The 24,190-nt window shown below is 69.3% G+C and carries 21 protein-coding genes; 7 read left to right on the top strand and 14 right to left on the bottom strand.

The features are described 5' to 3' along the window. Window positions 1-598: 598 nt before the first annotated feature. Window positions 599-1,018 carry an HIT family protein gene (locus tag AB0L06_RS38970; protein WP_500236250.1) on the bottom strand — a complete coding sequence of 140 codons (420 nt, stop codon included), beginning with the start codon at window positions 1,016-1,018 and terminating at the stop codon, window positions 599-601. Window positions 1,019-1,080: 62 nt separating this feature from the next. Between AB0L06_RS38970 and AB0L06_RS38965 the strand changes: the two genes are divergently transcribed. After that, window positions 1,081-2,739: an ABC transporter ATP-binding protein gene (locus tag AB0L06_RS38965; RefSeq protein ID WP_500236248.1), complete on the top strand. Its 1,659-nt coding sequence runs from the start codon at window positions 1,081-1,083 to the stop codon at window positions 2,737-2,739. Further along, the gene (locus AB0L06_RS38960) at window positions 2,736-3,425 is read left to right on the top strand and encodes a hypothetical protein (RefSeq protein ID WP_500236247.1); all 690 of its coding nucleotides are present in this window, start codon (window positions 2,736-2,738) and stop codon (window positions 3,423-3,425) included. Before AB0L06_RS38965 ends, AB0L06_RS38960 begins: the two co-directional genes overlap by 4 nt. Before the next feature lie 126 nt (window positions 3,426-3,551). Here the strand turns inward: AB0L06_RS38960 and AB0L06_RS38955 are convergent, their stop codons facing one another. From AB0L06_RS38955 to AB0L06_RS38940, 4 genes are all read right to left on the bottom strand, one after another. Next, window positions 3,552-4,892, bottom strand: coding sequence for a DUF1963 domain-containing protein (locus AB0L06_RS38955; RefSeq protein WP_500236245.1), 1,341 nt, complete (start codon window positions 4,890-4,892; stop codon window positions 3,552-3,554). Window positions 4,893-4,960: 68 nt separating this feature from the next. Next, the gene (locus AB0L06_RS38950) at window positions 4,961-5,449 is read right to left on the bottom strand and encodes a DivIVA domain-containing protein (protein WP_500236262.1); all 489 of its coding nucleotides are present in this window, start codon (window positions 5,447-5,449) and stop codon (window positions 4,961-4,963) included. Between the two features lie 80 nt (window positions 5,450-5,529). Continuing rightward, on the bottom strand, window positions 5,530-6,669 hold the full coding sequence (gene rlmN / locus AB0L06_RS38945) for a dual-specificity RNA methyltransferase RlmN (protein ID WP_500236244.1): 1,140 nt from the start codon (window positions 6,667-6,669) through the stop codon (window positions 5,530-5,532). A gap of 93 nt (window positions 6,670-6,762) precedes the next feature. After that, a complete protein-coding gene (locus AB0L06_RS38940; protein WP_500236243.1) occupies window positions 6,763-7,434 on the bottom strand; it encodes a GntR family transcriptional regulator in 672 nt (223 codons plus the stop codon). A 142-nt stretch (window positions 7,435-7,576) separates the two neighbouring features. On the opposite strand from AB0L06_RS38940, the gene AB0L06_RS38935 reads away from it, so the two are divergent. Beyond that, window positions 7,577-9,037, top strand: a complete 1,461-nt coding sequence (locus AB0L06_RS38935; RefSeq protein ID WP_500236241.1) for an aminopeptidase P family protein — start codon at window positions 7,577-7,579, stop codon at window positions 9,035-9,037. A gap of 187 nt (window positions 9,038-9,224) precedes the next feature. Here the strand turns inward: AB0L06_RS38935 and AB0L06_RS38930 are convergent, their stop codons facing one another. From AB0L06_RS38930 to rpsB, 6 genes are all read right to left on the bottom strand, one after another. Further along, window positions 9,225-10,817: an alpha/beta hydrolase gene (locus AB0L06_RS38930; protein WP_500236239.1), complete on the bottom strand. Its 1,593-nt coding sequence runs from the start codon at window positions 10,815-10,817 to the stop codon at window positions 9,225-9,227. 243 nt (window positions 10,818-11,060) lie between these two features. Next, entirely contained in the window at window positions 11,061-11,852 is a 792-nt protein-coding gene (locus AB0L06_RS38925) for a phosphatidate cytidylyltransferase (RefSeq protein WP_500236260.1), read from the bottom strand. A 347-nt stretch (window positions 11,853-12,199) separates the two neighbouring features. After that, complete coding sequence (gene frr, locus AB0L06_RS38920) at window positions 12,200-12,757, bottom strand: ribosome recycling factor (RefSeq protein ID WP_500236258.1); 558 nt, start codon at window positions 12,755-12,757, stop codon at window positions 12,200-12,202. A gap of 33 nt (window positions 12,758-12,790) precedes the next feature. After that, complete coding sequence (gene pyrH / locus AB0L06_RS38915; protein ID WP_500236238.1) at window positions 12,791-13,630, bottom strand: UMP kinase; 840 nt, start codon at window positions 13,628-13,630, stop codon at window positions 12,791-12,793. A 34-nt stretch (window positions 13,631-13,664) separates the two neighbouring features. Then, window positions 13,665-14,501, bottom strand: a complete 837-nt coding sequence (tsf, locus tag AB0L06_RS38910; RefSeq protein ID WP_500236236.1) for a translation elongation factor Ts — start codon at window positions 14,499-14,501, stop codon at window positions 13,665-13,667. Between the two features lie 89 nt (window positions 14,502-14,590). Further along, a complete protein-coding gene (gene rpsB, locus AB0L06_RS38905) occupies window positions 14,591-15,565 on the bottom strand; it encodes a 30S ribosomal protein S2 (protein WP_500236235.1) in 975 nt (324 codons plus the stop codon). Between the two features lie 305 nt (window positions 15,566-15,870). On the opposite strand from rpsB, the gene AB0L06_RS38900 reads away from it, so the two are divergent. Then, complete coding sequence (locus tag AB0L06_RS38900; RefSeq protein ID WP_500236234.1) at window positions 15,871-16,947, top strand: M23 family metallopeptidase; 1,077 nt, start codon at window positions 15,871-15,873, stop codon at window positions 16,945-16,947. Window positions 16,948-16,977: 30 nt separating this feature from the next. Here the strand turns inward: AB0L06_RS38900 and AB0L06_RS38895 are convergent, their stop codons facing one another. Continuing rightward, window positions 16,978-17,934, bottom strand: coding sequence for a tyrosine recombinase XerC (locus tag AB0L06_RS38895; RefSeq protein ID WP_500236232.1), 957 nt, complete (start codon window positions 17,932-17,934; stop codon window positions 16,978-16,980). 492 nt (window positions 17,935-18,426) lie between these two features. Between AB0L06_RS38895 and AB0L06_RS38890 the strand changes: the two genes are divergently transcribed. From AB0L06_RS38890 to dprA, 3 genes are all read left to right on the top strand, one after another. Next, on the top strand, window positions 18,427-18,780 hold the full coding sequence (locus tag AB0L06_RS38890; RefSeq protein WP_500236231.1) for a YraN family protein: 354 nt from the start codon (window positions 18,427-18,429) through the stop codon (window positions 18,778-18,780). Then, the gene (locus tag AB0L06_RS38885) at window positions 18,781-20,337 is read left to right on the top strand and encodes a YifB family Mg chelatase-like AAA ATPase (protein ID WP_500236230.1); all 1,557 of its coding nucleotides are present in this window, start codon (window positions 18,781-18,783) and stop codon (window positions 20,335-20,337) included. 63 nt (window positions 20,338-20,400) lie between these two features. Further along, window positions 20,401-21,561 (top strand): DNA-processing protein DprA, encoded by a 1,161-nt coding sequence (dprA, locus tag AB0L06_RS38880; RefSeq protein WP_500236228.1) that lies wholly within the window; start codon window positions 20,401-20,403, stop codon window positions 21,559-21,561. A 904-nt stretch (window positions 21,562-22,465) separates the two neighbouring features. Here the strand turns inward: dprA and AB0L06_RS38875 are convergent. Both AB0L06_RS38875 and AB0L06_RS38870 read right to left on the bottom strand, forming a co-directional pair. Continuing rightward, window positions 22,466-22,780 carry a DUF2469 domain-containing protein gene (locus AB0L06_RS38875; RefSeq protein ID WP_500236226.1) on the bottom strand — a complete coding sequence of 105 codons (315 nt, stop codon included), beginning with the start codon at window positions 22,778-22,780 and terminating at the stop codon, window positions 22,466-22,468. Continuing rightward, complete coding sequence (locus AB0L06_RS38870) at window positions 22,777-23,499, bottom strand: ribonuclease HII (protein WP_500236224.1); 723 nt, start codon at window positions 23,497-23,499, stop codon at window positions 22,777-22,779. The genes AB0L06_RS38875 and AB0L06_RS38870 overlap by 4 nt, the downstream gene beginning before the upstream one ends. Window positions 23,500-24,190 lie beyond the last annotated feature (691 nt).

Here is a 24,190-nt window from a genome sequence, read left to right as displayed (position 1 = left end):
CCCGCATCCGCAGCCAACGCCAGCAACGCTGGGGACGCCCACACCCCAAAGCCGCATGAACAAACCAGGCAAACGTATGTGGTCAGCGCACTAGAGACACCTCCCCGGTCGCCCGCCGCAAGATAAGGCGAAGCAACGCGCTGTCACGACTGCGCCGCGCGACGCCGGGTCGAGGGCGAGTCCATCGACGCCGAAACCCACCGGCACGTGCTCCGGCCGAGACCAGCCCCCACCATCCGACCCGGCGGCAGCAAGCCCGCCGACGCCGAAACCCACCGGCACGCGGCCCAGCCGGAACCAGCACCCACCCATCCGAACCGGTGGCAGAAAGCCCGCCGACGCCGAGGCCCGCTGGCGCGGCCCGGCCGAGACCAGCACCCATCATTCGACCGGTGGCGGCGAGTTCGCCGACGCCGAGCCCCGCTGGCGCGCGGCCCAGCCGCCATCATTCAACGACCGGTGGTGGCAAGTTCGCCGACGTCAAGGCCCGCTGGCGCGGCCCGGCCGAGACCGGCGCCCCTCATTCGACGACCGGTGGTCTTGAAAGCGGCGTCTGAGGATGGCAGGGAGGAAGGACGAGTGAGTGGGTGGGTGGCAATCAGTCGAGGGCCGCGCGTAGGCGGGCGGCGAACTTCGCAGCCTCCTCGTCGGACTCGTACTTGTGGCGGGGCCAGAAGAAGCCCTTCAGTCCGTCCTTCCGGTTTCGAGGGACGACATGAACGTGCAGGTGAGGGACGCTCTGGCTGATGCGGTTGTTGGCCGCGACAAACGACCCCGCCGCCCCGAGTTCGGTCTCCATCGCCCCCGCCAGCCGCCGGGCTTGAGCGAACAGCGGCCCGACCTGTTCCTCCGGGAGGTCGACGAGCGTCTCGTGATGCTCACGCGGAACCAGCAGCGTGTGTCCCTTGAAGAGCGGCCGGGTGTCCAGGAACGCCATCGCCTCCGGCGCGTCCAGCACCACGTGCGCCGGATGCTCGCCCCGGATGATCTCGCAGAACACACACGGCTTGTCCGCCATCGGCCCTGTCCTCCCCACGGCTCACGCCGCCTTTAACCCGCGACCACTAACGTGCGCAGCCTATGCGTCTCGACAGTGTCGCCTTCCGCTACGGACGGCGCGGAGCTTGGGTGCTCCGCAACGTCTCGCTCGCCCTCCAGCCCGGTGACATCGTCGAACTCACTGGGCCGAACGGCGCCGGGAAATCGACCCTGCTACGCCTGCTCGCCGGACTTCACAGGCCACGCGGTGGTGCCATCACCGAACGTCCTACATCAGTCGGTTACGCGCCGGAGCGCTTCCCCACCGACCAGCCGTTCACGGTGACCGCCTACCTGGCGCACATGTCCGCACTGCACGGCCTCCCCTCCGATGCTCCAGCCCGCTGGACACATCTCCTCAACGTCGAACACCTGCTGGGCACCCCACTCCCCGAACTCTCCAAGGGCAGCGCCCAGAAAGTCGGCCTCATCCAGGCCCTTCTCCCCACCCCCGAACTTCTCCTCCTGGACGAGCCCTTCTCCGGCCTGGACGCCACGACCCTGGCCCTCCTCCCCGAACTCCTGGCCACCCTCGCGGCCGAAGGCGCGACGATCGTCCTCAGCGACCACCAACGTGTCCTTCACCAACCCGAGGCCATCACTCATCTCCCAGCCATCAGGCGCCTCCACCTGTCCGACACCGCCCTGACCGAAATCACCCCCACCCCAGCGCCGACGCTCGCAGCAGCGCGAACATCAACCTCCTCCACCGCAGCCACGCAACCCCCCGTCACAGCAGCCATGCCAGCCCCAACGGCAGCGGGCAAACCTCCCCCATCGACACTGAACGCACCTGCCCCACCGAAGCCCGCCACACCTTCCTCGGAGCCAGTGGGGAACCCATCCGGCCGAGCCCAGACCATCACCCCCTCCCTGGAGCCAGCAGGAAACACACCTGGCCGAACCCAGACCGCCACGCCCTCCCTGGAGCCAGCAGGAAACACACCTGGCCAGCCCGAGGCCATCAGGCCAACCCCAACACCGGCCGGGTGCGCGCCTCACCCACCCCAGGCCAACACGCCCTCGCCGGAGCCAGCAGGAAACACACTTGGCCGAGCCGAGGCCACCACACCAACCCCAACACTGGCCGGAAGCGCACCCCACCCACCCCAGGCCAACACGCCCTCTCGGGAGTTGGTGGGAGACGCAGCTGACACGTCCCAAGCCACCGCACCTTCGCCACGCCAGGCCGCGCCGCCTGCCTCGGTGCTGGCCGAGGCAACGGCCGCACCCGAGGCCAACGGGCCCACGCCATCTCTGGCGGATGCATCTCCCCCGCCCCAGGCCAACGGGCTTCCCCGGCTGGCGGATGGACCAGCCCCGCCGCTCGCCGACGCGCCTGTGCTGACTGGTGACTCCACGACCGCGGTCACGGTGGTTCCGTCCATCTCTGAGCCATCCCCCACAGGCTGGTCTGAGCCCTTCGGAACACAATCCGACGCTTCAGCAGAGCGAACCGAACCTCCTCCTGAAGGGGCTCGGATCCCCACCGGAGGCCATCAGCCATTCGCCGTAGGAGACGTGAACCCAATCCAGGGGCTCTCAACTCCTGCCGAAGGAGCCATGCCCTCCACGCAGTCGGTCGAGGTATCCGAGGGATGGACGGTGCTAGAGGTGATCGTTCGGGCGGACGAGGCCGACGACGTCGAGCGTGGGCTGCGTGCCGCCGGACGGACCGTTCGGAGGGTCAGTCGCCCATGATCGCGCTCATCCGCTTCCAGCTCGCCGGATATCTCCGTTCGATGAGGTTCCTCCCCTCGTTGATCGTCACTCTGCTGCTGGTGATGCTGGTGTTCAGCCAATGGCCGACCGGGCCCGACCCGGTCAAGCTCGCCACGGGCACCTACGGGGACGCCGCCGCGTTCATGGTTCCCCTCTCGGCCTGGACGACCCGCTCTCTGCTCGACACCCAACCCACCGTGCAGCGTTGGCTCAGCCTGCTGGCCGTCCGCCGCTCCGCTCTCGCGGGACTGTTCGCAGCCTTCATCGCCAGCTCCGCACTCAGCCTCCTCCTGTTCGCCGCGCCCTTCCTGCAGGCACTGACGGTCGGGGTCCCCGCACAGACCACAGTGGCCGCCGTGCTCTTGGCCGCTCTCGCCTCCGCCGCCGGCAGCTTCATCGGCGCCTGGACCAGCCGCGCGATCATTCCGGGTTCCGGCACCTCCCTTCTTGTGCTGCTCTCCGCGCTGACGGCGACGCTCCTGCTCGGCCTCGGCCGACTGAGCTTCCTGGGCATCCCGTACCTGGACTGGATCAAGGCGGCCCACGACGGCCCGTCCAAGCTGCAGGCCGCACTCCCCTCAGTCCTGTTGCACCTCGTGCTCTGGTGCGGAGTGGTAGCGACCGGTTACCTGGTTACCCTTCACCGCCGCGGCACCCCCACTTGACCCACGGCGCCAAAAGCTCCGGCGGACGCAGCACGCGCGTGGGTGAACCAAACAAGACGGCCCTTTCACCGGCACGATCCAGTGAACGCGACAGGCGCGGGTGAACCTCTTGGAGAGCGGCGCGACTCAGAGTGCGTGGCGGTTGAGCCAGGCGCTCTCCAGGGGTGCGTCCGGCTCGACCGTGAACAACAGGCACCCCGGATCGCCCCAGAACCAACCCATGCGCGGATCCGCGTCCAACTGCAGGATCAGCCGTCTGCGGTCGAGGCGGTCGCGGAGTCGATCAGCGAGCCTCCTCGTGTCGGCCTTCCGAGCGTCAGAGGCCCTCTTCGCCTCCAGGTCGAGGGCGTCCTGGCTCTCGGACCACCTCGTCCTCGCCGCTGCTATGGCGGCTCTGACCTCCTCCAGGCGGATCGAGTCCACGTTCGCCGGGAGGACGGAGACCGACCGCCGCGGGGTTCGTGGATACAGGAATGCTGGATCGCCACCGCCCCCGAAGTATCCGCGATCCAGCTCGGACGAGACGGGTTTCAGGGCAGAGCGGTCACCTTCCGCCCCCTCGGAGGGGTGGCAGGCGGTGGGCTGCCCGACGGGCCTCCCGCCGGAACGGACAGCAGTGATGGCCGGTGGCGACACAAGCGCGGTCGAGGTGACGTACCGAGGCTCGATCTTCCCGAAACGTGCCTGGAGCGGATCTCGGAGACTCGGCGCGGTGTGGCGACGCCTTCTCTTCTCGGCGGTGCGCCGATGGTCGGCCAGGCGGACGACCTCATCGCGCCTGGGCTCAGGTATCGGTTTGGACGCCGTCCCCGCGCCGGGATACGGCGGTGCCGTCGGAACGTCGGCAGGAGGCGTGCAGGGTTTCTTCGGCCCCACGGGACGGTCGGTTTCGAGCAGCACGGGCCACCCCCCGATCTGGTGGCGCGGGCCGTCGTCCGGCCAGACCTGATCGAGCCAGCTGCCGTACAGGGCCCCGTAGGGGCCGACCGTGCCGGGCCGGACCTGTTCCAAAAGCTCGAGGGCTGGCTCCAGCGGGCTCGGCAGCGACCAGAACGAGGCCACTCCCCAGGACTGAGAAGTGGGCATGGACGTGGGGACGGGCGGCCCGGTCGGCTTCAGATCGTGGGCGTACACGCGCCACGCCTCCCTCGGGCCGGACGCGTCGTCCCACGGGCTCGGCGTGATGCCCGAGTGGTAGAACGACGCGTGCCCCAGCGTCGGCAGACCGTCCAGGGGCGGGATCCCGGCGAAGTCGATCGTGCCGAGATGGTCCATCGGACGGCCCGCCGTGGTCGGCCAGGGTTCGCCCGACGGAAGTAACGGACGGCAGCCCAGGTGCACGGCGGCTGACCCGCCGGCGACCAGGCGCAGGGCCGGACGGGCGAGGGAGAGCAGGATCCCGGCGGTCTCCGGCGTCAGGAAGGCGCTGAAGAGCGGGTGGAGTCGGCGGAACAGTTCGGCGTTCATGTGACCCAGCGTGACGGGCCACCGGCGGCCATCGCCACTCGTCCTGCGATCTGTGGATAACTCGTCGGTCAGCGTGGCTCGAGGGCCCCGGCCAGCTGTTCCAGGAACTGGTCCACCTCCCGCTCGCCATAGGCGAGGTTGAAGCGGGCCGTCCGGAAGGTCACCTCGCACACGTCGCGGGCCGTGACCGGAGGCTGATTGCCGCGCAGGCCCGCGATGACCCGGTCCAGGAAGGCGTCCACGTCCGTCATGACATAGCCCCCACGGGCCACGGACCTGGGAAAACGCGCGTTCTGCACCCAGGAGACCAGCCATTCGGTCTGGACGCGCGGACGCCGCTGTCGACTGCCCGAAGACGTCGACATGGCGCGGAGCCTCAGGATGCATTCCTGCAGCATCGCGTCAACCGCCTTGCGGTCGTAGCCGCGCGCGACCACGTCGAAGCGGGCGTCGCGGACTTCATCCGCGGTCAGCCGCGGCCCGCTCCCGTCCAAGGCGGCGCGGACGCGGCCGACCAGCGCGTCCACCTGGGCACGGTGGTATCCGCGCATGGCCACGGGAAAGCCCTCGGCTGTCGCCGTCACCGGTGTTCTCCTTCCGGGGCGCGCAGCCGGGGCCCGGTCCTCGCGGCCGGGGCTCAGTCCTTGGTGGACGCGGCGAGCTGGCCGCAGGCGCCGTCGATCTCGCGCCCGCGCGTGTCGCGGACCGTGACCGGGACCCCGTGGGCCTCCAGCTTGCGGACGAACTCGCGCTCGTCCTCGGGCCTGGAGGCGGTCCACTTGGACCCCGGCGTGGGGTTCAAGGGGATCAGATTGACGTGCACGAGGTGTCCGCGCAAGAGGCGGCCGAGGAGATCGGCCCGCCACGCCTGGTCGTTCACGTCCTTGATCAGCGCGTACTCGATGGAGACGCGGCGTCCGGACCGCTCCGCGTAGGCCCACGCGGCGTCCAGGACCTCCGAGACCTTCCAGCGGTTGTTGATGGGGACCAGGTCGTCGCGCAGCTCGTCGTCAGGAGCGTGCAGGGAGACCGCGAGCCGCACCGACATGTCCTCGGCGGCGAGCTTCTCGATCGCGGGCACGAGGCCGACCGTGGAGACCGTGACCGAACGCTGGGAGATGCCGAGTCCCCCGGGGGCCGGGTCCGTCATCCGGCGGACGGCGCCGATCACGGACTTGTAGTTGGCCAGAGGCTCGCCCATGCCCATGAAGACGATGTTGGAGACGCGCCCGGGGCCGCCGGCGACGCGTCCACGGGCCAGCGCTCGTGCGCCCGCGGCCACCTGCTCCACGATCTCGGCGGTCGACAGGTTCCGGGTGAGGCCCGCCTGCCCAGTGGCGCAGAACGGACAGTTCATGCCACATCCGGCCTGTGACGACACGCACATCGTGGCCCGGTCGGGGTAGCGCATGAGTACCGACTCGAACAGGACCCCGTCGAACGCCTTCCAGACGGTCTTCAGCGTCCTGCCGTCGTCGCACGCGAGCTCACGGACCGGATCGAGGAGTTTGGGCAGCAGCGCGCCGACCAGCCGCTCCCGGAGGGGGGCGGGCAGGTCGGTCATCTGCTCCGGGTCGTCTTCCAGCCGCGCGAAGTAGTGCCGGGACAGCTGATCGGCCCGGAACGGCTTCTCGCCGAGCTCGGCGACGGCCTCGCGCCGCTCGGCGGAGGTCAGGTCCGCGAGGTGGCGCGGCGGCTTGCCCCGGCGCGGAGCGGCGAAGACGAGCTTCGGCGGGGTCTTCTTAGCGGTGGCGGCCGGTTCGGCGGTGGCAGACATGGTGCTTCCAGTGTCGCAAACCCCGGCCTATGCCTCGGCCACTCCAAAGATCCGCTCCAGGGCCGGCCCCCTGCCCGCCAACGCCGCCAGGACCTACGGAGTCGAGTCGTCCGCCCAGGCGTTGCGGACATGCCGCAGGTGGTGGTCCATGGCGGCGGACGCGGCGTCAGGGTCGCCTGAGGCGATCGTGTCCAGCAGCTCCAGATGCTCGCGCGCATAGAAGCCGAGTTCCTGGCTCCGTGCGAGCTTAGGCACACCGTAGAGGCGGGAGCGGTAGCGGAGCCGCTCCACCACCTCGATCAGGTGGCGGTTGCCGGCCAAGGCCAGCAGCTCCAGATGGAACGCGTGATCAGCCTCGATATAGGCGATCGTGTCGCCACGCTCCGCCGCCTCCACAATGGCCTCGGCCATAGGGCGCAGGGCGGCGATCCGCTCCGCCGAAACAGATTCGGCCACCTTGCCGACTGTGGGCACCTCGATCAGGGTCCGAACGGCCGTGATCTCGTCCAGGTCGCGCGCGGTCAGCTCGGTCACGCGGAAGCCCTTGTTGCGGACGGCCGTGACGAGCCCCTCCTTGGCGAGGTCGAGCATCGCCTCGCGCACGGGCGTTGCGGAGACACCGAACCGCTCGGCCAGTACCGGCGCGGAGTAGACAACGCCCGGTCGCATCTCCCCCGCGACCAGGGCGGCGCGCAGTGCCTCGGCGACCTCTTCCCGGACGTTCGGACGGGTCCCGAGCGCAGGCAGGTTCGGCGTTTCGGTCACGGACGCTCCTTCTTTCCCTGGCAGGTAGCGTGTCACATTGTGACGCACCGTCACAACACGGCCGAGCCATACAATGTGAAATGTTACAGTGCGGCCACCACCCCTCACCTGGCCTTCACCCAGGTCGCCCGAAGGGACCCCCATGTCCGAAACCGGCATGCCCGACACCGAAACCGACCGTTTCGCCACCGGCAGCCACGACCTGCCCGTCTCCCCCGCGCTGGCCGAGTACTTCAGCCATTCGTGGGCCGACACCTCGCACACGCCCGCGCCTCTGGACTCCGCGCCGTACGCGGAAAAGCGCCGGGCCGCGCTTTCGAACCGTTTCCCGGGTGAACGCCTCGTCATCCCCGCCGGAGGGCTGAAAGTCCGCAGCAACGACAGCGACTACGCTTTCCGGCCGCATTCGGCGTTCGTCCACCTCACGGGCGACACTGGTGTTGGGGCAGTGCCGGATTCGGTTCTGGTCCTGGAGCCCATCGGCAACGGCCATGAGGCCACGCTCTTCACGCACCCGCGTTCGCCTCGCGACACCGGCGAGTTCTACCGGGACCGTCGCCACGGCGAATTCTGGGTCGGCCGACGCCGCACCCTTGCGGAGCTTCAGGCCACGCTGCAAATCGAGGGTGCGCCCAGGGAAAAGCTGGCGGAGGCACTGCGCGGGCGCGAGGTGCCGACTCGCGTCATGCGCGGAATCGACGCCGAGGTGGACCGCTTTGCCCCCGCCCACTCCAACCCGGCGGCCGACCACGAACTGGCCTCTTTCGTCTCCGAACTCCGGCTCGTCAAGGACGACTGGGAGGTGGCGCAGCTCGCCGCGGCCGTCGACTATACGACCCTCGGATTCCGGGATGTTGTGACCGCGCTGCCCAAGGCGCTCAAGCACCGGCGTGGTGAGCGTTGGGTCGAGGGCCAGTTCAACATGCGCGCGCGTCTCGAAGGCAATGGCGTCGGCTACGAGACGATCGCGGCCGCCGGCTCGCACGCGTGCGTCCTGCACTGGATCCGCAACGACGGCCCGCTGCGTCCCGGCGAGCTGCTCCTGCTGGACGCGGGCGTCGAGACCGACACGCTCTACACCGCCGACATCACCCGCACCCTGCCGATCACCGGGAAGTTCACCTCGGAGCAGCGGCGCGTGTACGAGCTCGTCTATCGCGCGCAGGAGGCGGGCATCGCGGCCGTGAAGCCGGGGGCCCGTTTCCGCGACTTCCACCTCGCCGCCATGCGGGTCATCGCGGAGGGGCTCGAGGACTGGGGCGTCATCCCGGACGCCGAGGCCGCCCTGGACCCCGAATCCGGCATCTACCGCCGCTACACGCTCTGCAGCAGCGGTCACATGCTCGGCATGGACGTCCACGACTGCGCCAAGGCACGGGCGGAGACCTACCTGGACGGCGTTCTCGAGCCCGGCCACGTCCTCACGGTGGAGCCCGGCCTTTACCTTCAGCCAGACGACCTGACCCTGCCCGACGAACTGCGCGGGATCGGCATTCGCATCGAGGACGACCTGGTCGTCACCGAAAACGGCTCGCGACTGCTGTCGTCCGACCTCCCCCGCCACCCGGACGACATCGAAAGCTGGATGGCAGACCTCATGTGAGCTCGCCCGAGCGAGACTCTGAGCGTGCCCAAGTGAACGGCCTCCCCGGTTCTCGGGGAGGCCGTTCCTCATGGGGCCGGGCCGTGGGTGAGGCCCGGAGTTCGTGGGCAGAGCCAAGGCTCGGCCCCTCGGCTCATGCGCGCGCGAGGCGGGGGTCACGTCATCGAGGCCCCCACCCTCACGCAGGTCAGCGGATCCGGTAGTCGTCCAGTGGACGAACCGACTTGCCCGGCTTTGCGTCGGCCTTGGCCACACCGACCCACGTGGGCGTGGGGTCGGGCGACTTGGCGCACCGAAGGTCCACCAGACCTCGCTCCTTGGGTAGCGTACCGTCGCGCAGGTATTCGATCAGGGGTTCATCCAGACAGGCGTTACCCGCGAGCGTGATGGCATGGCGCCCGCCGCCCTGCTCAACGACGAGGCGTGAGTTCGGCATGGCCGCGGCCATCTCCAGACCGCCCTGATAGACGGTCGCAGCGTCCTCGGTGGCCTGGAACAACAACGCGGTAGGCAGCCCCTTGCCGGTGATGCGCGGACGCTCTCCACCCTCACCGGCCCAGAAGACGCACGCGGCGTTGTACCACTGGTTCGAATACGTGTAGAAGTGCGCCTTCTTGTCGATCCGGGCCTGGTCCCTACGCCAGAAGGCCCAGTCCCGCGGCCACGCGCTGTCGGTGCACTGGACCGCGTTGTAGAGGTCGAAGGAGTCGTCGTTGGGATCGGGCGCGGCATACCTGTCGTAGGCGACGCGCAGCGGACCGGCGTCTTTGCTGTTGGCGAAGGCAGCGAGGGCGGTCGCAAGGCGCGGCCACTTGGCCGGGTCATATCCGCCGGCGAGCTGGGTGTCGTCCCATTCGTCCGCGCCGATCTTGGCGTCCACCGGGTTCTTCCCCAGGGACGCGCGCATGGCGTACCACCTACTCTCGACGCCAGAGGCGTCCGCACCCAGGTGGTAGACGGCGTCGGCCTTGGCGACCCATTCGGTGAACGCCTTGAAGCGCTTCTCGTGCTGGAGGTCCTGCCGGACGTTCTGCTCGTACCAGGTGATGTGCGGGCCCACGATGCTGTCCAGGACGAGGCGCTTCACCCGGCTCGGGAACATCGCGCCGTAGGTGGACCCCAGGGTCGTCCCATAAGACCAGCCGAAGAAGCTGATCCTCCTGGCCCCTAGGGCCTGCCTGATGTCGTCCATATCGCGGACGATGTCGACCGTGCGGAGGTGCGGCAGGAGGTCGGCGTACTTGGAGGCACAGTCGGCCGCATATCCTGCGGCCTTCCGCAGCCAGGTCCGTTCCGTACCGGCGCTGGGCTGATAGTCGGGACGGGGACCGTCGAAGTACTTCGGGTCGCATGCCATGTGCGGTTCGCTGCCCTGTGTACCGCGCAGGTCGAATCCGATCCAGTCATAGGACGCGGCTACGTCCGCGGGCAGTTTCGAGGGAACCCACGGCGCCATCCACAGGCCGCTGATTCCGGGACCTCCCGGATTGAGCAGAATCGGTCCCTGCCGCTTGTCGGCCGGGGCGGTCGCGGGAAGCCGGTTCACCGCGATCTTGATCTTCGGGCCGTCCGGCCGGGCATGGTCGAGCGGAACCTCGAGCTTGGCGCACAGCAGCCGCGGGTTATCGGCGTCTCCGCAGGACTTCCAGTCCAGGTGCGGACGGTACCCGGCGGCCCCCGAGGGCGCGCGGCCCGGTGCGGCCTGAGCGGGCATGGTCGCGGCGATCAGGGCGGACGATGCCGCAGCGGCGGTCATCGCCAGCGCGATGGATCTCCTCATGCGTCTGTCTCCTCCACTGCGCGGAACCGAGACGAGGGAAGGCCCCGCGGGGCCTCCCGGCCCGACAGAAGCATGTGGCAGTGCAATGTCACGCACTACTTCCCAGAGAACCCGTTGCCGAACCGTGACCAAGAGCAGGACCCAACACGAAGGCCCCGGGAGTCACTCCCGGGGCCTGTCTTCACACCGACGCTTCCGGTGCTCCTCCGAGCACCCCTCTCCTGAACGCGCACGCCGGGCTGTCTATGCGGGAACGAAAAGCTCCAGCAAAAGCCACACGATCGGGGCCGTGGCGACCAGGGAGTCCAGACGGTCCATGACGCCGCCGTGCTCCGGCAGGAGCGTCCCCATGTCCTTGATGCCGAGGTCGCGCTTCAGCATGGACTCGATGAGGTCGCCCACCGTCGCGGTGACCACGGCCGCCAGGCCGATGACGACACCCTGCCACCACTGGCCGTCGTCCAGGAGCGTGGCCACGAGGACGCCGCCCACCGCCATGCAGGTGATGGCCGATCCGGTGACGCCTTCCCAGGTCTTCTTGGGGCTGATCGTGGGCGCGAGCTTGTGCTTGCCCAGGAACGACCCCGCGAAGAAGCCCCCGATGTCGCTGGCCACCGTCACCGCGATGAAGATGACGATCCGGTGGTCCCCGTCGTCCGGCTTCATGAGCAGCGCGACGATGCCGCCCATGAGCACCAGGTATCCGACCGCGAAAACGCCCGCCGAGACGTCCCGGACGTAGCCCTCCGCGCCGTCCACCATGCGCGTGACCATGACCGCGAGCGTGGTCAGTGCGACCACCGCGACGAGCCCGTTGGTACCCCACACGTAGGCGACCACCGGCGCGGCGACCATGCCGGCCGCCAGCGGGATGAACGGGACCTCGATCTCGCGCGTGCGGAACGCGTCGGCCAGCTCGCGCAGGCCCAGCAGCAGGAACCCCACCATGACGACGAGGAAGATCTGCTTGTAGGTGTAGAGCGAGAGCAGGACGAGCGCGCCGAGCGTGCCGCCCACACCGACGGCGATGGGCAGGTTCCGCCCCGACTTCTTCCGCTTGGCCGGCGGCTCCGAAGCGCCACCGTCGCTCGCGTGATCATTCGCGGGATCGCCATCGTCCGCAGAAGCCGCGAAGGCGGCCGTGTCCGCGGAGGCGGACTCGCCCTCAGCTCGCGCCCCGGAGGATTCGCTCCGCATGCCTGAAGCGGCGCTCGCCTCCGCCGGGGTCTTCCCCGGTTCGGCCTGAGCGCCGCCCGCGTCCGCCTCTGCGGACTCGGTCACCGGACGGTCCGCGGGACCCGCCTCGCCGGGCGGGTCCGCAGGACCGGGGGTGACCGGCTCGTCCGGGGAGCGACCAGGCTCCCCGGCGTTGTCCAGTTCCATCAAACCTCGAGCAGTTCGGCCTTCTTGTGCTCGAGCAGCTCGTCGATCTGCGCCACATACCGGTGCGTGGCGTCGTCGAGCTCCTTCTCCGCACGCCGGACGTCGTCCTCACCGGCCTCGCCGTCCTTGGCGAGCTTGTCGAGGGTGTCCTTGGCGCGGCGCCGGACGTTGCGCACCGAAACCCTGGCGTCCTCGGCCTTGCCGCCGGCGACCTTGATGAACTCCCTGCGGCGCTCCTCCGACAGGTCGGGGAACACCACCCGGAGTACGTTGCCGTCGTTGGTCGGGTTCACGCCGAGGTCGCTGTCGCGGATCGCGCGCTCGACCGCCGACATGGACGACTTGTCGAACACCTGCACGATCACCATGCGCGGCTCGGGAAGCGTGAACGACGCGAGCTGGTTGATCGGCGTGGGAGTCCCGTAGTACTCCGCGGTGATCTTGTTGAACATCGAAGGCGTGACCCGACCGGTGCGGATGGCCTGGAAGTCCTCCTTGGCGACCGCGACCGCCTTCTCCATCTTCTCCTCGGCCTCGAGGAGGGTCTCGTCGATCACTTCGACTCCCATGTCATCCGATGGTCCGTGCCGTCACTGCTCGGCCGGGCTGACCAGCGTGCCGATCTTCTCACCGCGGACGGCCCGGACGATGTTGCCCTGCCCCATGAGGTCGAAGACCACGATGGGGAGCGCGTTGTCCATGCAGAGGCTGATGGCCGTGGCGTCCATGACCTTCAGTCCCCGCTGTAGAACCTCACCGTATTCCAAACGGTCGAACTTGACCGCATCCGGATTCTTGCGGGGGTCGGCGTCGTACACGCCGTCCACCTGCGTCGCCTTGAGGACCGCCTCCGCGCCGATCTCCAGCGCGCGCTGGGCGGCGGTGGTGTCGGTGGAGAAGAACGGCTGGCCGAGGCCGGCGCCGAAGATGACCACGCGGCCCTTCTCCAGGTGCCGCATGGCGCGGCGCGGGATGTAGGGCTCGGCGACCTGGCTCATCGTGATGGCCGTCTGGACCCGGGTGTCGACCCCGAGCTTCTCCAGGAAGTCCTGCAGCGCCAGGCAGTTGATCACGGTGCCGATCATGCCCATGTAGTCGCTGCGGCCCCGGTCCATGCCCCGCTCGGCCAGCGCCGCGCCGCGGAACATGTTGCCGCCGCCGCACACGACCGCGACCTGGACGCCGTCCTGGACGGCCTCGGCGATCGCCTCGGCGACGTGCTGGACGACCTCCGGGTCGATGCCCATGGGGTCGCCCCCGGCGAACGCCTCGCCGGAGAGCTTCAGCAGGACGCGCTTCCAGCCCGCCCGCGGCGCGTGCGACTCCCGGTCGCGCGCGTCATCGGCGGGCGGCGCGCCCTTCGCAGACGACGAGGCCGCCGTCGTGTCAGTCTTGTTGTTGTCCGGCACGTCGGCGGCCCCCTCGATCATGGTCTGCGAATTCTCGTCCTGTTTCCAGGGTGCGTCAGGACTGGCCGACCTTGAAGCGGGCGAAGCGAACGACCTTGACGCCGTTCTCGTCGACCAGCTTGGCGATCGTCTTCTTGGTGTCCTTGACGAACTGCTGCTCGAGGAGGACGAAGTCGCGCAGGTAGGCGTTGACCCGGCCCTCGACGATCTTGGCGATCGCGGCCTCGGGCTTGCCCTCCTCGCGGGTCTTGGTCTCGGCGAGCGCGCGCTCCTTCACGAGCACCTCGGCGGGGATCTCCTCGAAGGTGAGGTACTTCGGCGCCATCGCGGCGATCTGCTGCGCGACGTCCTTGGCGACCTCGGCGTTCTCCTTGTCCAGCTCGACCAGGACGCCGGTGCTCGGCGGCAGGGACGGGTCGGACTTGTGCAGGTAGCTGGCCACGAAGGCGCCCTTGAAGTGGGCGTACCGGCCGAGCTCCAGCTTCTCGCCGATCTTGGCGCTGTTCTCCTCGACCAGAGCCTGGACGGTCTTGCCCGGCTCGATCTCGGCGGCGGCCAGGGCCGCGGCGTCGGCGGCGTCGGTGCCGGCGGCGAAGTCGACGATCCGCTGCGCCAGCTGGATGAACTCGGCGTTCTTGGCGACGAAGTCGGTCTCGCACTTGATCTCGAGCATCGCGCCGTCACCGGAACCGTCGAAGTGCTCGACGACCAGGCCGTTGGCGGCCGTGCGCTCGGCGCGCTTGCCGACGTCCTTGGCACCCTTGAGGCGCAGGATCTCAACGGCCTTCTCGAAGTCGCCGTCGGCCTCGGTCAGGGCGTTCTTGCAGGCCATCATGCCCGAGCCGGTGAGCTCGCGGAGGCGCTTGACGTCCGCGGCGGTGAAGTTGGCCATCCCTCTTCGCTTCTCTCGTCAGTGGTCGTGGTGCCCATGGCGATCCCCGGCGGCCGCCTCAGGTGGGCGGCACACCGGGGATCGGGGACTCAGGACTGGTCGGACTCGCCCGGCGCCTCGGCGGCGGCCTCGGACTCGGCCGGCGCCTCGGCGGCCTCGGACTCGGCCGGCTTCTCGGTGGCCTCGGCCTCGACGACGCGCTCGGTCTCGGCGCCGCTCTGGACCTCGGTGGCGCCACCCTCCTCGGCGCTAGCCTCGGCCTTGACCTCCTCGGCGGGCTTGCCCTCGAGCAGGTCCCGCTCCCACTCGGCCAGCGGCTCGGCGGCGGCGCCACCCTCGGCCGGCTTCTCGTCGCCGCCCTGGGCGGCGCCCGCGCGGGCGATCAGACCGTCGGCGACGGCGTCGGCGACCACGCGGGTCAGCATCGCGACGGAGCGGATGGCGTCGTCGTTGCCCGGGATCGGGTAGTCGACCTCGTCCGGGTCGCAGTTGGTGTCCAGGATGGCCACGACCGGGATGCCGAGCTTCTTCGCCTCGTTGACGGCGATGTGCTCCTTCTTGGTGTCCACGATCCAGATGGCGGAGGGGACCTTCGCCATGTCGCGGATACCGCCGAGGGTGCGCTCGAGCTTGTCCTTCTCGCGACGCAGGCCGAGCAGCTCCTTCTTGGTCATTCCGGAGCCAGCCACGTCGTCGTAGTTGATCTCCTCCAGCTCCTTGAGCCGGGTGAGCCGCTTGTGGACGGTGGAGAAGTTGGTGAGCATGCCGCCCAGCCAGCGCTGGTTGACGTAGGGCATCCCAACGCGGGTGGCCTGCTCGGCGATGGCCTCCTGGCCCTGCTTCTTGGTGCCGACGAACAGGATGGTGCCGCCGTGGGCGACCGTGGCCTTGACGAACTCGAAGGCGCGGTCGATGTAGGACAGCGACTGCTGCAGGTCGATGATGTAGATGCCGTTGCGCTCGGTGAGAATGAAGCGCTTCATCTTCGGGTTCCAGCGACGAGTCTGGTGGCCGAAGTGGACGCCGCTCTCGAGGAGCTGCCGCATGGTGACGACGGGAGCCATAGCCCGTGTTCTCCTGTCCGGCCCGGCCTTGTGAGGCGGGGCCACGTCTCGGTTGGTACCTGCGCCCGGACACTGCCCCACCGCCGCAGACGACGGACCGAGAGGCTGATGCCCCACACCAGGTGGCTGGCGGGCGCGTGAATTCGGCCGCCCGGTGGTGACCACCGTGCGACCGTTTCCCAAGTCTACGGGATGACGGGACCTGCCGAGGAACCAACCGGCCATCACGGCCCGTCGCGACCGAGGTTATCCACAGAACCGGCGTCCACTGGCGGCATCGCGCCTGGGCTGGGCACTCTCGGTCCATGACCCTGCTCACAGCGCTGATCTTCTGTGTACTGACCGTATCCGGCCCGGTCCCGGCGGCCTTCAGGCCGTCTGGCGGGGGCGCTTTGGTTCATCCACCTCCATCCGGATCCGTCAGCGTCAAGCCCTCCCGGACGGGCGGTATCGCCTTGCCTGGGATGACCAGGTCTGACGGTGAAGCCGCAGTTGGGGGGCTTCCTGGCCTCGCAGATGTGGCGATCATGGCTGATGGCGCCGGGGAGGCCCCGCGTGCGACCTCGTGGCGGTGGCCACTGGGCCCGCCAGTCCCCGTGGTGGTGCGCGATTTCAGTCCACCGACGTCCCCGTGGCTCCCCGGTCACCGGGGCGTCGATCTCGCGACGTCCCCGGGCGATCCGGTCTACGCTGCCGGACCTGGACGCGTCTCGTACGCGGGCGTCCTGGCCGGACGGGACGTCGTGGCGATCACCAATGGGGAGCTGCGAACCACCTACCTGCCGGTTCGTCCTGCCGTCCCCGTGGGACGCGACGTCACGACCGGCGCTCGTATCGGAACCGTTGAGGCCGGGCGACCGCCGCCCCACTGCTCTCAGGCGTGCCTGCACTGGGGGCTGCTGCGGGGCACCACCTACCTTGATCCGCTGGCTCTCGTCCGGCCGGTCGTCCGCCTGCTCCCCTTCTGGCAGCCGAGTCCCGCGCCTGATCTTCTTGGCTCCTCTGGCCCGCCGGAGCAGTTCCTCTCGTCCGGCCCGCGCCCCCTACCTGACCGGCGACTTTCGCGGGGCGAGCAGTCGCCGCAGGCCCTGGACGGACGACCGTCCGCGCATGATGACGGGCCAACAGCCGAGAAGGATCAGTCACTGAAGGACGATCGTCCGCTGAATCCTGCCCTGCGAGGAGCTTCGACAGCCACAGCGGGCACTCTGACCTGCCTGATCCTCGCCCTCTTACTGGCCTTGGTGCGGCACCGGGCCCGGGCGCGCTCTCGCTCCCGCCCTCGCGCGTCACAGCGATGCCCCCAGCCTCCGCCGAATGTGATCGATCTGGCTCACGAACGCCGTCTCCGCCGTCCCCCGGCGCCACAACATCATCGTTAGGCAGCGCTCCTGCGGGCGAGAAGGCCACGGTCAGTCCACGACCCCGCGGGGGTGGGCCTGGCGGTGGACCTGCTTGAGGCGCTCGACCGAGACGTGGGTGTAGAGCTGCGTGGTCTGAAGGGAGGCGTGACCAAGGATTTCTTGGACACTGCGCAGATCAGCCCCGCCTTCGAGGAGGTGGGTCGCCGCGGAATGGCGTAGGCCGTGAGGCGCCAGATCCGGCATCCCTCCGACCTCCGCGATGCGCGTGTGGACGACTCGCCGGGCGCTGGTGGAGTGCAGGCGTCCTCCCCGCACGCCCAGGAAGAGCGCAGGACCGCTGGCCTCCGTCGCGACGTGTGGACGTCCTGCCCGGAGCCAGTCCCCCAGAGCCCGGAGCGCCGGCTCCCCCAGCGGCACCGTGCGTTCCTTGGCCCCCTTGCCGAAGACGCGCACTGTCCTGCGACTCGTGTCGATGTCGTCGACATCGAGTCCGCACAGCTCGCTGACGCGCATGCCCGTGCCGTACAGGACTTCCAGGATCGCGAGATCCCGTAGGCCGATCGGCCCGGTGACGTCCATCTCGTCCAGGAGGCGTCCCGCATCGTCCTGGGCGAGCACGGTCGGCAGGTCGCGCGTCCACTTCGGCGTGCCCAGAAGCGGCCCTGGATCGCTCGCCAGGGCGCCACGCCGATACAGCCATCGGGTGAAGGTCCTCGCCGCGGCGGTCCGTCTTGCGAGGGTGGCCCTCGACAGGCCCATCGCGTACTGACGAGCGAGCCATGCGCGCAGGACGTTCACGTCCAGATCGGCGGGCCCGGACAGCCCGACGGCGGCGCCGTAACGCGACAGATCCCGAAGATCCCCCAGGTAGGCGCGCAGCGTGTGCTCCGATACGTCCCGCTCCGCCTTCAGGAACGTCGCGAACTCGGGGAGCACCTCGTCCAGCACGCCGGGGCCGGTTCCCTCGTCCTCGCCCCGATCTTCGTCACGCTCCTCAGTGCTCACATCCGCCACGTTGCGACGCACAACCACCGAAATCAAGGACCGGCACGTCCCTGATCACACCGGAACGCATTGAAAGGTGACCCCACGCCGCGCGAGCGCGCGCGGGTGCTCCCATCCCTGCCTGCAACCAGACGGCCGAGAAGCCACCCTTCGTGAGCACGCGGGACGTGCTCACGAACACCCCATGGGCCTCGCAACAGGCAGTGAGAATGGCGAAGCCAAGGTCGGCATCCGCCAGAACCCCCGTCCACCTCGGCCTCACACGCAGCCCCCTCAGGCAGCCTCCCCCTACCCCCTGACCCCCTGGCCGCAGGGAACGAACCAGGCGCCAACTCGTCGCTTGGGTGAGCCTCCACAGCGGAGCGGCCGAGCACTCCGATGTTCAGGCGTGCGTATGGCAGTGCACGCATACTTCCGACTTATCCACAGAACGCCATTCGGTTACTGCTCGGGATGGCCGGGCGGCATCTTCGGAAGCCGGAGGTGAGGCCGATGAACGGCAATCAAGCGCTCGGACGGCGAGGCGAGGACGCGGCGGCCGCGTACCTGGAGCATCTCGGATGGAACGTGCTGGATCGGAACTGGCGGTGCTCGGAGGGAGAGCTCGACATCGTCGCCTACGACGGTCGCCGGCATGTCGCCTGCGAGGTGAAGACCCGCAGGTCGAAGGCCTTCGGTCATCCGCTCGAGGCAATCAACGAACGCAAGGCGGCACGGTTGCGGAAGTTGGCGCTGCACTGGGCGGCGGCGAACCGCGTCCCGGGCGCGCGGATCCGGGTGGACGTCATCGCCCTGGTCTGCCAGGGCGATGGCTTCGCCCTCGAGCACCTGCGGGAGGTGTGCTGAATGACGCTCGCCAAGACGCGCTCCGTCTCGCTCGTGGGAGTGGACGGGTTCGTGGTGGACGTCGAGGCGGCCATCACGAGCGGTGTCCCCGGGCTCCATCTGGTCGGGCTTCCCGACGCCGCTCTGAACGAGGCTCGTGACCGAGTCCGCGCGGCGATCTACAACTCCGGTGAGGATTGGCCCAACAGGCACGTCACGGTCTCGCTCTTCCCGGCGAGCCTGCCGAAGAAGGGCTCGACCTTCGACATCGCGATAGCCGTGGCTCTGCTCGCCGCCGCCGAGGCGATCTCCCCGTTCTCTTGCGCGGGTTTGACCCTGGTCGGGGAGCTCGGGCTTGACGGGCGGATGCGAGCCATCCCCGGTGTGCTCCCCGCGGTTCTCGCGTCCGCCAACGCGGGCTGCCAGACGGTGGTCGTGCCTCGGGCGAACGCGGCCGAGGCCCGTCTCGTCCCGGGCATCGAGGTCGTTCCGGTCGCCAGCCTGCGCGAACTGCTCTGCCTGCTCCGCGACGAGCCGCCGCCGGCCGAGGAGGAGCAGTCCGAGCCGTCCCCCCAGTACGGAAGGGACGGTCTCGCTCCGCGCTGCCCCGACCGGCGCACGGACCTCGATCTGACGGACGTCCGAGGCCAGGCCGAGGCCCGCCGGGCCCTGGAGATCAGCGCGGCCGGCGGCCATCACCTCTTCTTCTCAGGCCCTCCAGGCTGCGGGAAGACGATGTTGGCCGAACGTCTCCCCACCCTGATGCCGCCCCTGGAACCAGATGCGGCCCTGGAGGTCACGGCGATCCACTCCGTCGCGGGCACACTCCCGCCCGACCAGCCGATGATCACCAAACCGCCGTTCCACGCGCCCCACCACACCGCGACGAGGGCGGCGATCGTGGGCGGCGGCTCAGGGCGCGTCCTGCAACCGGGAGCGGTGTCCCTTGCCCACAGAGGCATTCTCTTCCTGGACGAGGCGCCCGAATTCCAGGGCGGAGTCCTGGACGCTCTTCGGCAGCCACTCGAAGAAGGGGAGGTCAGGCTGTCCAGGGTGGAGGGCACCGCACGGTTCCCGGCACGTTTCACGTTGGTCCTGGCGGCGAACCCGTGCCCGTGCGCCGCCGCCAAGCAGATGGACTGCTCCTGCGCTCCGGGCGTCCGCCGCAAGTACACCTCGCGTGTCTCGGGGCCCCTGCTCGATCGCGTCGACCTGAAGCTGGAGCTCACCCCGGCGAGCCGCGCCGAACTCAGATACGACCTGGAATTCGCCGAATCCAGCGATGTCGTGGCCGAGCGCGTCCTCAACGCCCGCGAACGCGCGGTGAAGCGCTTGTCCGGCACCCCCTGGCGAACGAACTCCGAGATCCCCGGCCCGGAACTCCGCCGCCACTTCACTCCGTCCCGAGAAGCGATGTGCGCCGCCGACGAAGCGCTCCAGAGGGGGACCCTCAGCGCTCGCGGCCTGGACCGCGTCCTCCGCGTCGCCTGGACCATCGCCGACCTGGCCGATCGCGACGGACCGGGTGACGACGACATCGGCGGAGCGCTGGCCTTGTGGAACGGCCGCTGGACATGAACGCGTGTCCGGCCTGCGCCGACGCGCTCCCCCAAGACATGGAAATGAACCAAGGAGGCGAACATGACCGATGACCAGACCGCACGCGCGACACTCACGGCCTTGGCCGAGCCGGGAGATCCCGTGCTCAACCAGATCATCGACCGCGCCGGGGCACCCACAGCGCTCGATGCCATCCGCTCTGGCCGGTTACCGGACGAGTTGGCAGTGAGCATCGCCAACGGCTCCGAGGTCGCCCGGATGACCGAGCGCCTGGCCCACTGGCGGATCCGGTTGTCGGCCGCCGAGCCCGCAAGTGACCTGCTGGTGGCCGAGCGGCTCGGCGTCAGACTGGTGTGCCCAGGTGATCCCGAATGGCCCACCACCCTGGACGACCTCGGTTCGCACCGCCCCTATGCCCTGTGGCTGCGGGGTCCAAGCGACCTGCGCCACGGCTGCCTTCGCTCCGTCGCGCTCGTCGGGGCCCGTGCCGCGTCCTCCTACGGTCTGCGCATCGCGTCGGAGATGGCTTCCGAGCTGGGCGACCGCGGGTGGACGGTCGTCTCGGGCGGAGCCATGGGCATCGACGCCGCGGCACACCGAGGCTCTCTCGCCGCCGGTGGCCCGACCGTCGCGGTCCTCGCCAACGGAGTGGACGTCCCCTACCCGGCCTGCAACGACGGCATGTTCGCCGAACTCGCCCGCCGTGAGCTGCTCGTCAGCGAATCACCACCCGGCACGACACCGAGACGTCAGCGGTTCCTCGTGCGCAACCGTGTGATCGCCGCCCTCTCCAGAGGCACGGTCGTCGTCGAGGCGGGGCGCCGCAGTGGAGCACTGAGCACCGCCCACTGGGCCCGGAAACTGAGTCGTGTGGTCATGGCCGTCCCCGGCCCGGTGACCTCGGCGTCCTCCGTCGGCTGCCATGCGCTCCTACGCGACCCGCCGCCCGCCCTCCTCGTCACTCGAAGCGAGGAGGTGATCGAAGCCGTGGGCGAACTCGGCACAGACCTGGCTCCGATCCCCACCAGCCCCGTCCTGTCTCGCGATCTGTTGGATCCGGTCGCCCAGACCGTCCTGGAAGCCCTCCCCGCCCGTGCGGCTGCGGGCCCGGCCCAGATAGCCGTGAAGGCGGGCATGGACCTCCCCACCGCCAACGCCAAACTCGGCCTGCTCTCCGCCGGAGGTTTCGTAGAACGCGCCCCCGGCGGCTGGCGCCTGACCCAGAAAGCCAAATCACCATGACCTCCCAGCAGGCAACGTCCGGCCAGAAGGCCCCGACCCGCCGCCGCAATCGCGCCGAACGCTTGATCAGGGTCGCAGAACCCCCGCAGGCGTCCTCAGAGACCCCGGTCAGCTCCCCACATGTCCCACGGTCACGCTCCCCGACGGCACACGACTCGGCCGTCCGCCCCTCGATGGCGAACGACCGGGGCACGACGGCCCCACACGCGCCCGCCCAGGCCAGGAGCGCCAGAACGCCGGGGACGCCGGGGACGCCGGGGACGCCGGGGACGAACTAGCGGACAGTCCCCAAGGCGAGGACTAGTGCCCCGCCAGCCGGTGGGCTGATTGTTCGCCATGGGTGACGGGGCCAGTGATATATCAGCCGGTGGGGAGCACGGCGTGGGGAGCACGGCGTGGGGAGCACGGCGTGGGGAGCACGGCGTGGGGAGCACGGCGTGGGGAGCACGGCGTGGGGAGCACGGCGTGGGGAGCGCGGATAGTGCGATTTGAGACCCTTGAACGACCACTCGCCGTCCTTCGGCGACGGTCCGTTCCCCGTCAGTAACACACCTTCACGTCCGACGATGCCGTTCGCCTTGCTGGGGCGAAATCTGTGGTGGAAACGGATTTGTTGGTTGAGACGGAACTCCCTGGAGGAGCGAACTGCCCTAAAAGCGCCGAGTCCGAAGTGGAGCGGGTGGCTCTGCCAAGGCGGGGCTGCCGACGGGCGGACGGAAGCCAGCGCGTCGGGGGGGCCACGCGCATGGACACGACGTTAAGCCGGTCGCCCCCACTCGGGAGGAGGCAGCACAGGAGGACAGAACGAGAGGCAGCGCGTTGGGATGGACCTTCCAACCGTTTGGGGACGGTCAACGCCGCCAACCAAGGGAATAATGGGAAATTGGCTGGGGCGGAGTGGGACTTATTGCTCCGCGGGAAGTTCGAAGTCGCTCTTTGCGAGTTCTTCGACGTTGACGTCCTTGAAGGTGACCACGCGGACGTTCTTGACGAACCTGGCGGGGCGGTACATGTCCCAGACCCAGGCGTCCTGCATGGTGACCTCGAAGTAGACCTCACCGTTGTCGGCACCTCGGACCTGGAGGTCGACCGAGTTGGTCAGGTAGAAGCGGCGCTCGGTCTCCACGACGTAGCTGAAGAGGCCGACGACGTCGCGGTACTCGCGATAGAGCTGAAGCTCCATCTCGGTTTCGTACTTCTCGAGATCCTCGGCGCTCACACCCGTGTCCCTTCCGTCCGGGTCCTGTGGTCCTCCCCGGCCTGCTCCCCCGTGACCACCTCCCCATTCTTACGCACCACCCGGCCCACATTGACGAAGGAGAGGCGGTGTTCCTCGCAGGGACCGTGTTCGGCGAGGGCCGCGGTGTGCGCCTTGGTCGCGTATCCCTTGTGCACGTCGAAGCCGTACAGGGGGAATCGCTCGTGCAGGTCAACCATGATCCGGTCTCGGGTGACCTTCGCCACGATCGAGGCGGCGGCGATGCAGGCCACCACCTGATCACCCTTGATCACGCCGAGGCTGGGAGCCACCAGGCCGGGGACCGAGAAACCGTCGCTCAGGACGTACTCGGGGCGCTGGCCGAGCGCAGCCACGGCTCGGCGCATACCGGTGATGTTGCAACGATGCACGCCGAGGCGGTCCACCTCGTCCCGGGGGACGATGATCACGCTCCAACTCGCCGCGCGCTCGGTGATCTCCTCGTAGAGCGCCTCTCGGCGAGCCGGGGTGAGCAGTTTGGAGTCGCTGAGGCCCTCGATCCGGCCTCGTTTGCCATCCGCCAAGATCGCGGCACCGATCACCAATGGCCCGGCGCAGGCTCCGCGGCCCGCCTCGTCCACCCCGGCCACGGGGCTGAATCCCCCGTGTCCGAGGGCACGCTCGAAGCCGTACAGCCCCGCGTCACGCCTTGGCGTGAACCGCAGTGGACGACCCTTCATACTCGCAGCGTACGTCCCTGGAAAGCCGGAAAACCCCGTTTTGGCGCTTCACCGCTCCCCAGAGCGGTTGATCACCACGAAGCCGCAGTTCATGTCCGCGTCAACCCTGGCTAGGCCCAGGGCGGAACCCCAGCGGGCCAGCTCCGGCAGGGCATGCACACGGGGGCCCTGCGGGCGGGAAGGCGCTGCCGCACTCGAAGGCACTGCGCACGGGCGGGAAGGCCCTGCGGACGGTAAAGCCCCTGCGGGCGGGAAGCGCTGCGGACGGGGAAGCGCTGCGCGCGGCCGTCGGACGGTGAAAGTGCTGCGGACTCGAAGGCCCCGCGCACGGGCAGCGAGGCCCCGCGGCCAGTGAAGGCACTGCGGGCGGGCGAGGAGGCCCTGCGGACGGTGACGGCCCCGCGCACGGGCAGGGAGGCCCTGCGGACGGTGAAGGCCCTGCGTGCGGGCGTCGGGCAGTGAAGGTACTGCGGACGCGAAGGCCCCGCGCACGGGCAGCGAGGCCCCGCGGACGGTGAACGCCCTGCGCGCGGGCAGGAAAGCGCTGCGCACGGTGAGGGCGCTGCGTACGCGAAGGCTCGCGTGGGTGGGATGTGGCGCCAGCATGAGAGGCCCGGCGGTCGGATTCCCCCGCACCACGCGGGGGGTTGGGAGCGGACCGCCCTCGCATGGGCCACCCCGCGCGGGCTGG

Origin of the sequence: Spirillospora sp. NPDC052269 (assembly GCF_040679435.1) — a bacterium.
Taxonomy (GTDB): domain Bacteria; phylum Actinomycetota; class Actinomycetes; order Streptosporangiales; family Streptosporangiaceae; genus Spirillospora.
This window is presented reverse-complemented; position numbering and strand designations above follow the sequence as displayed.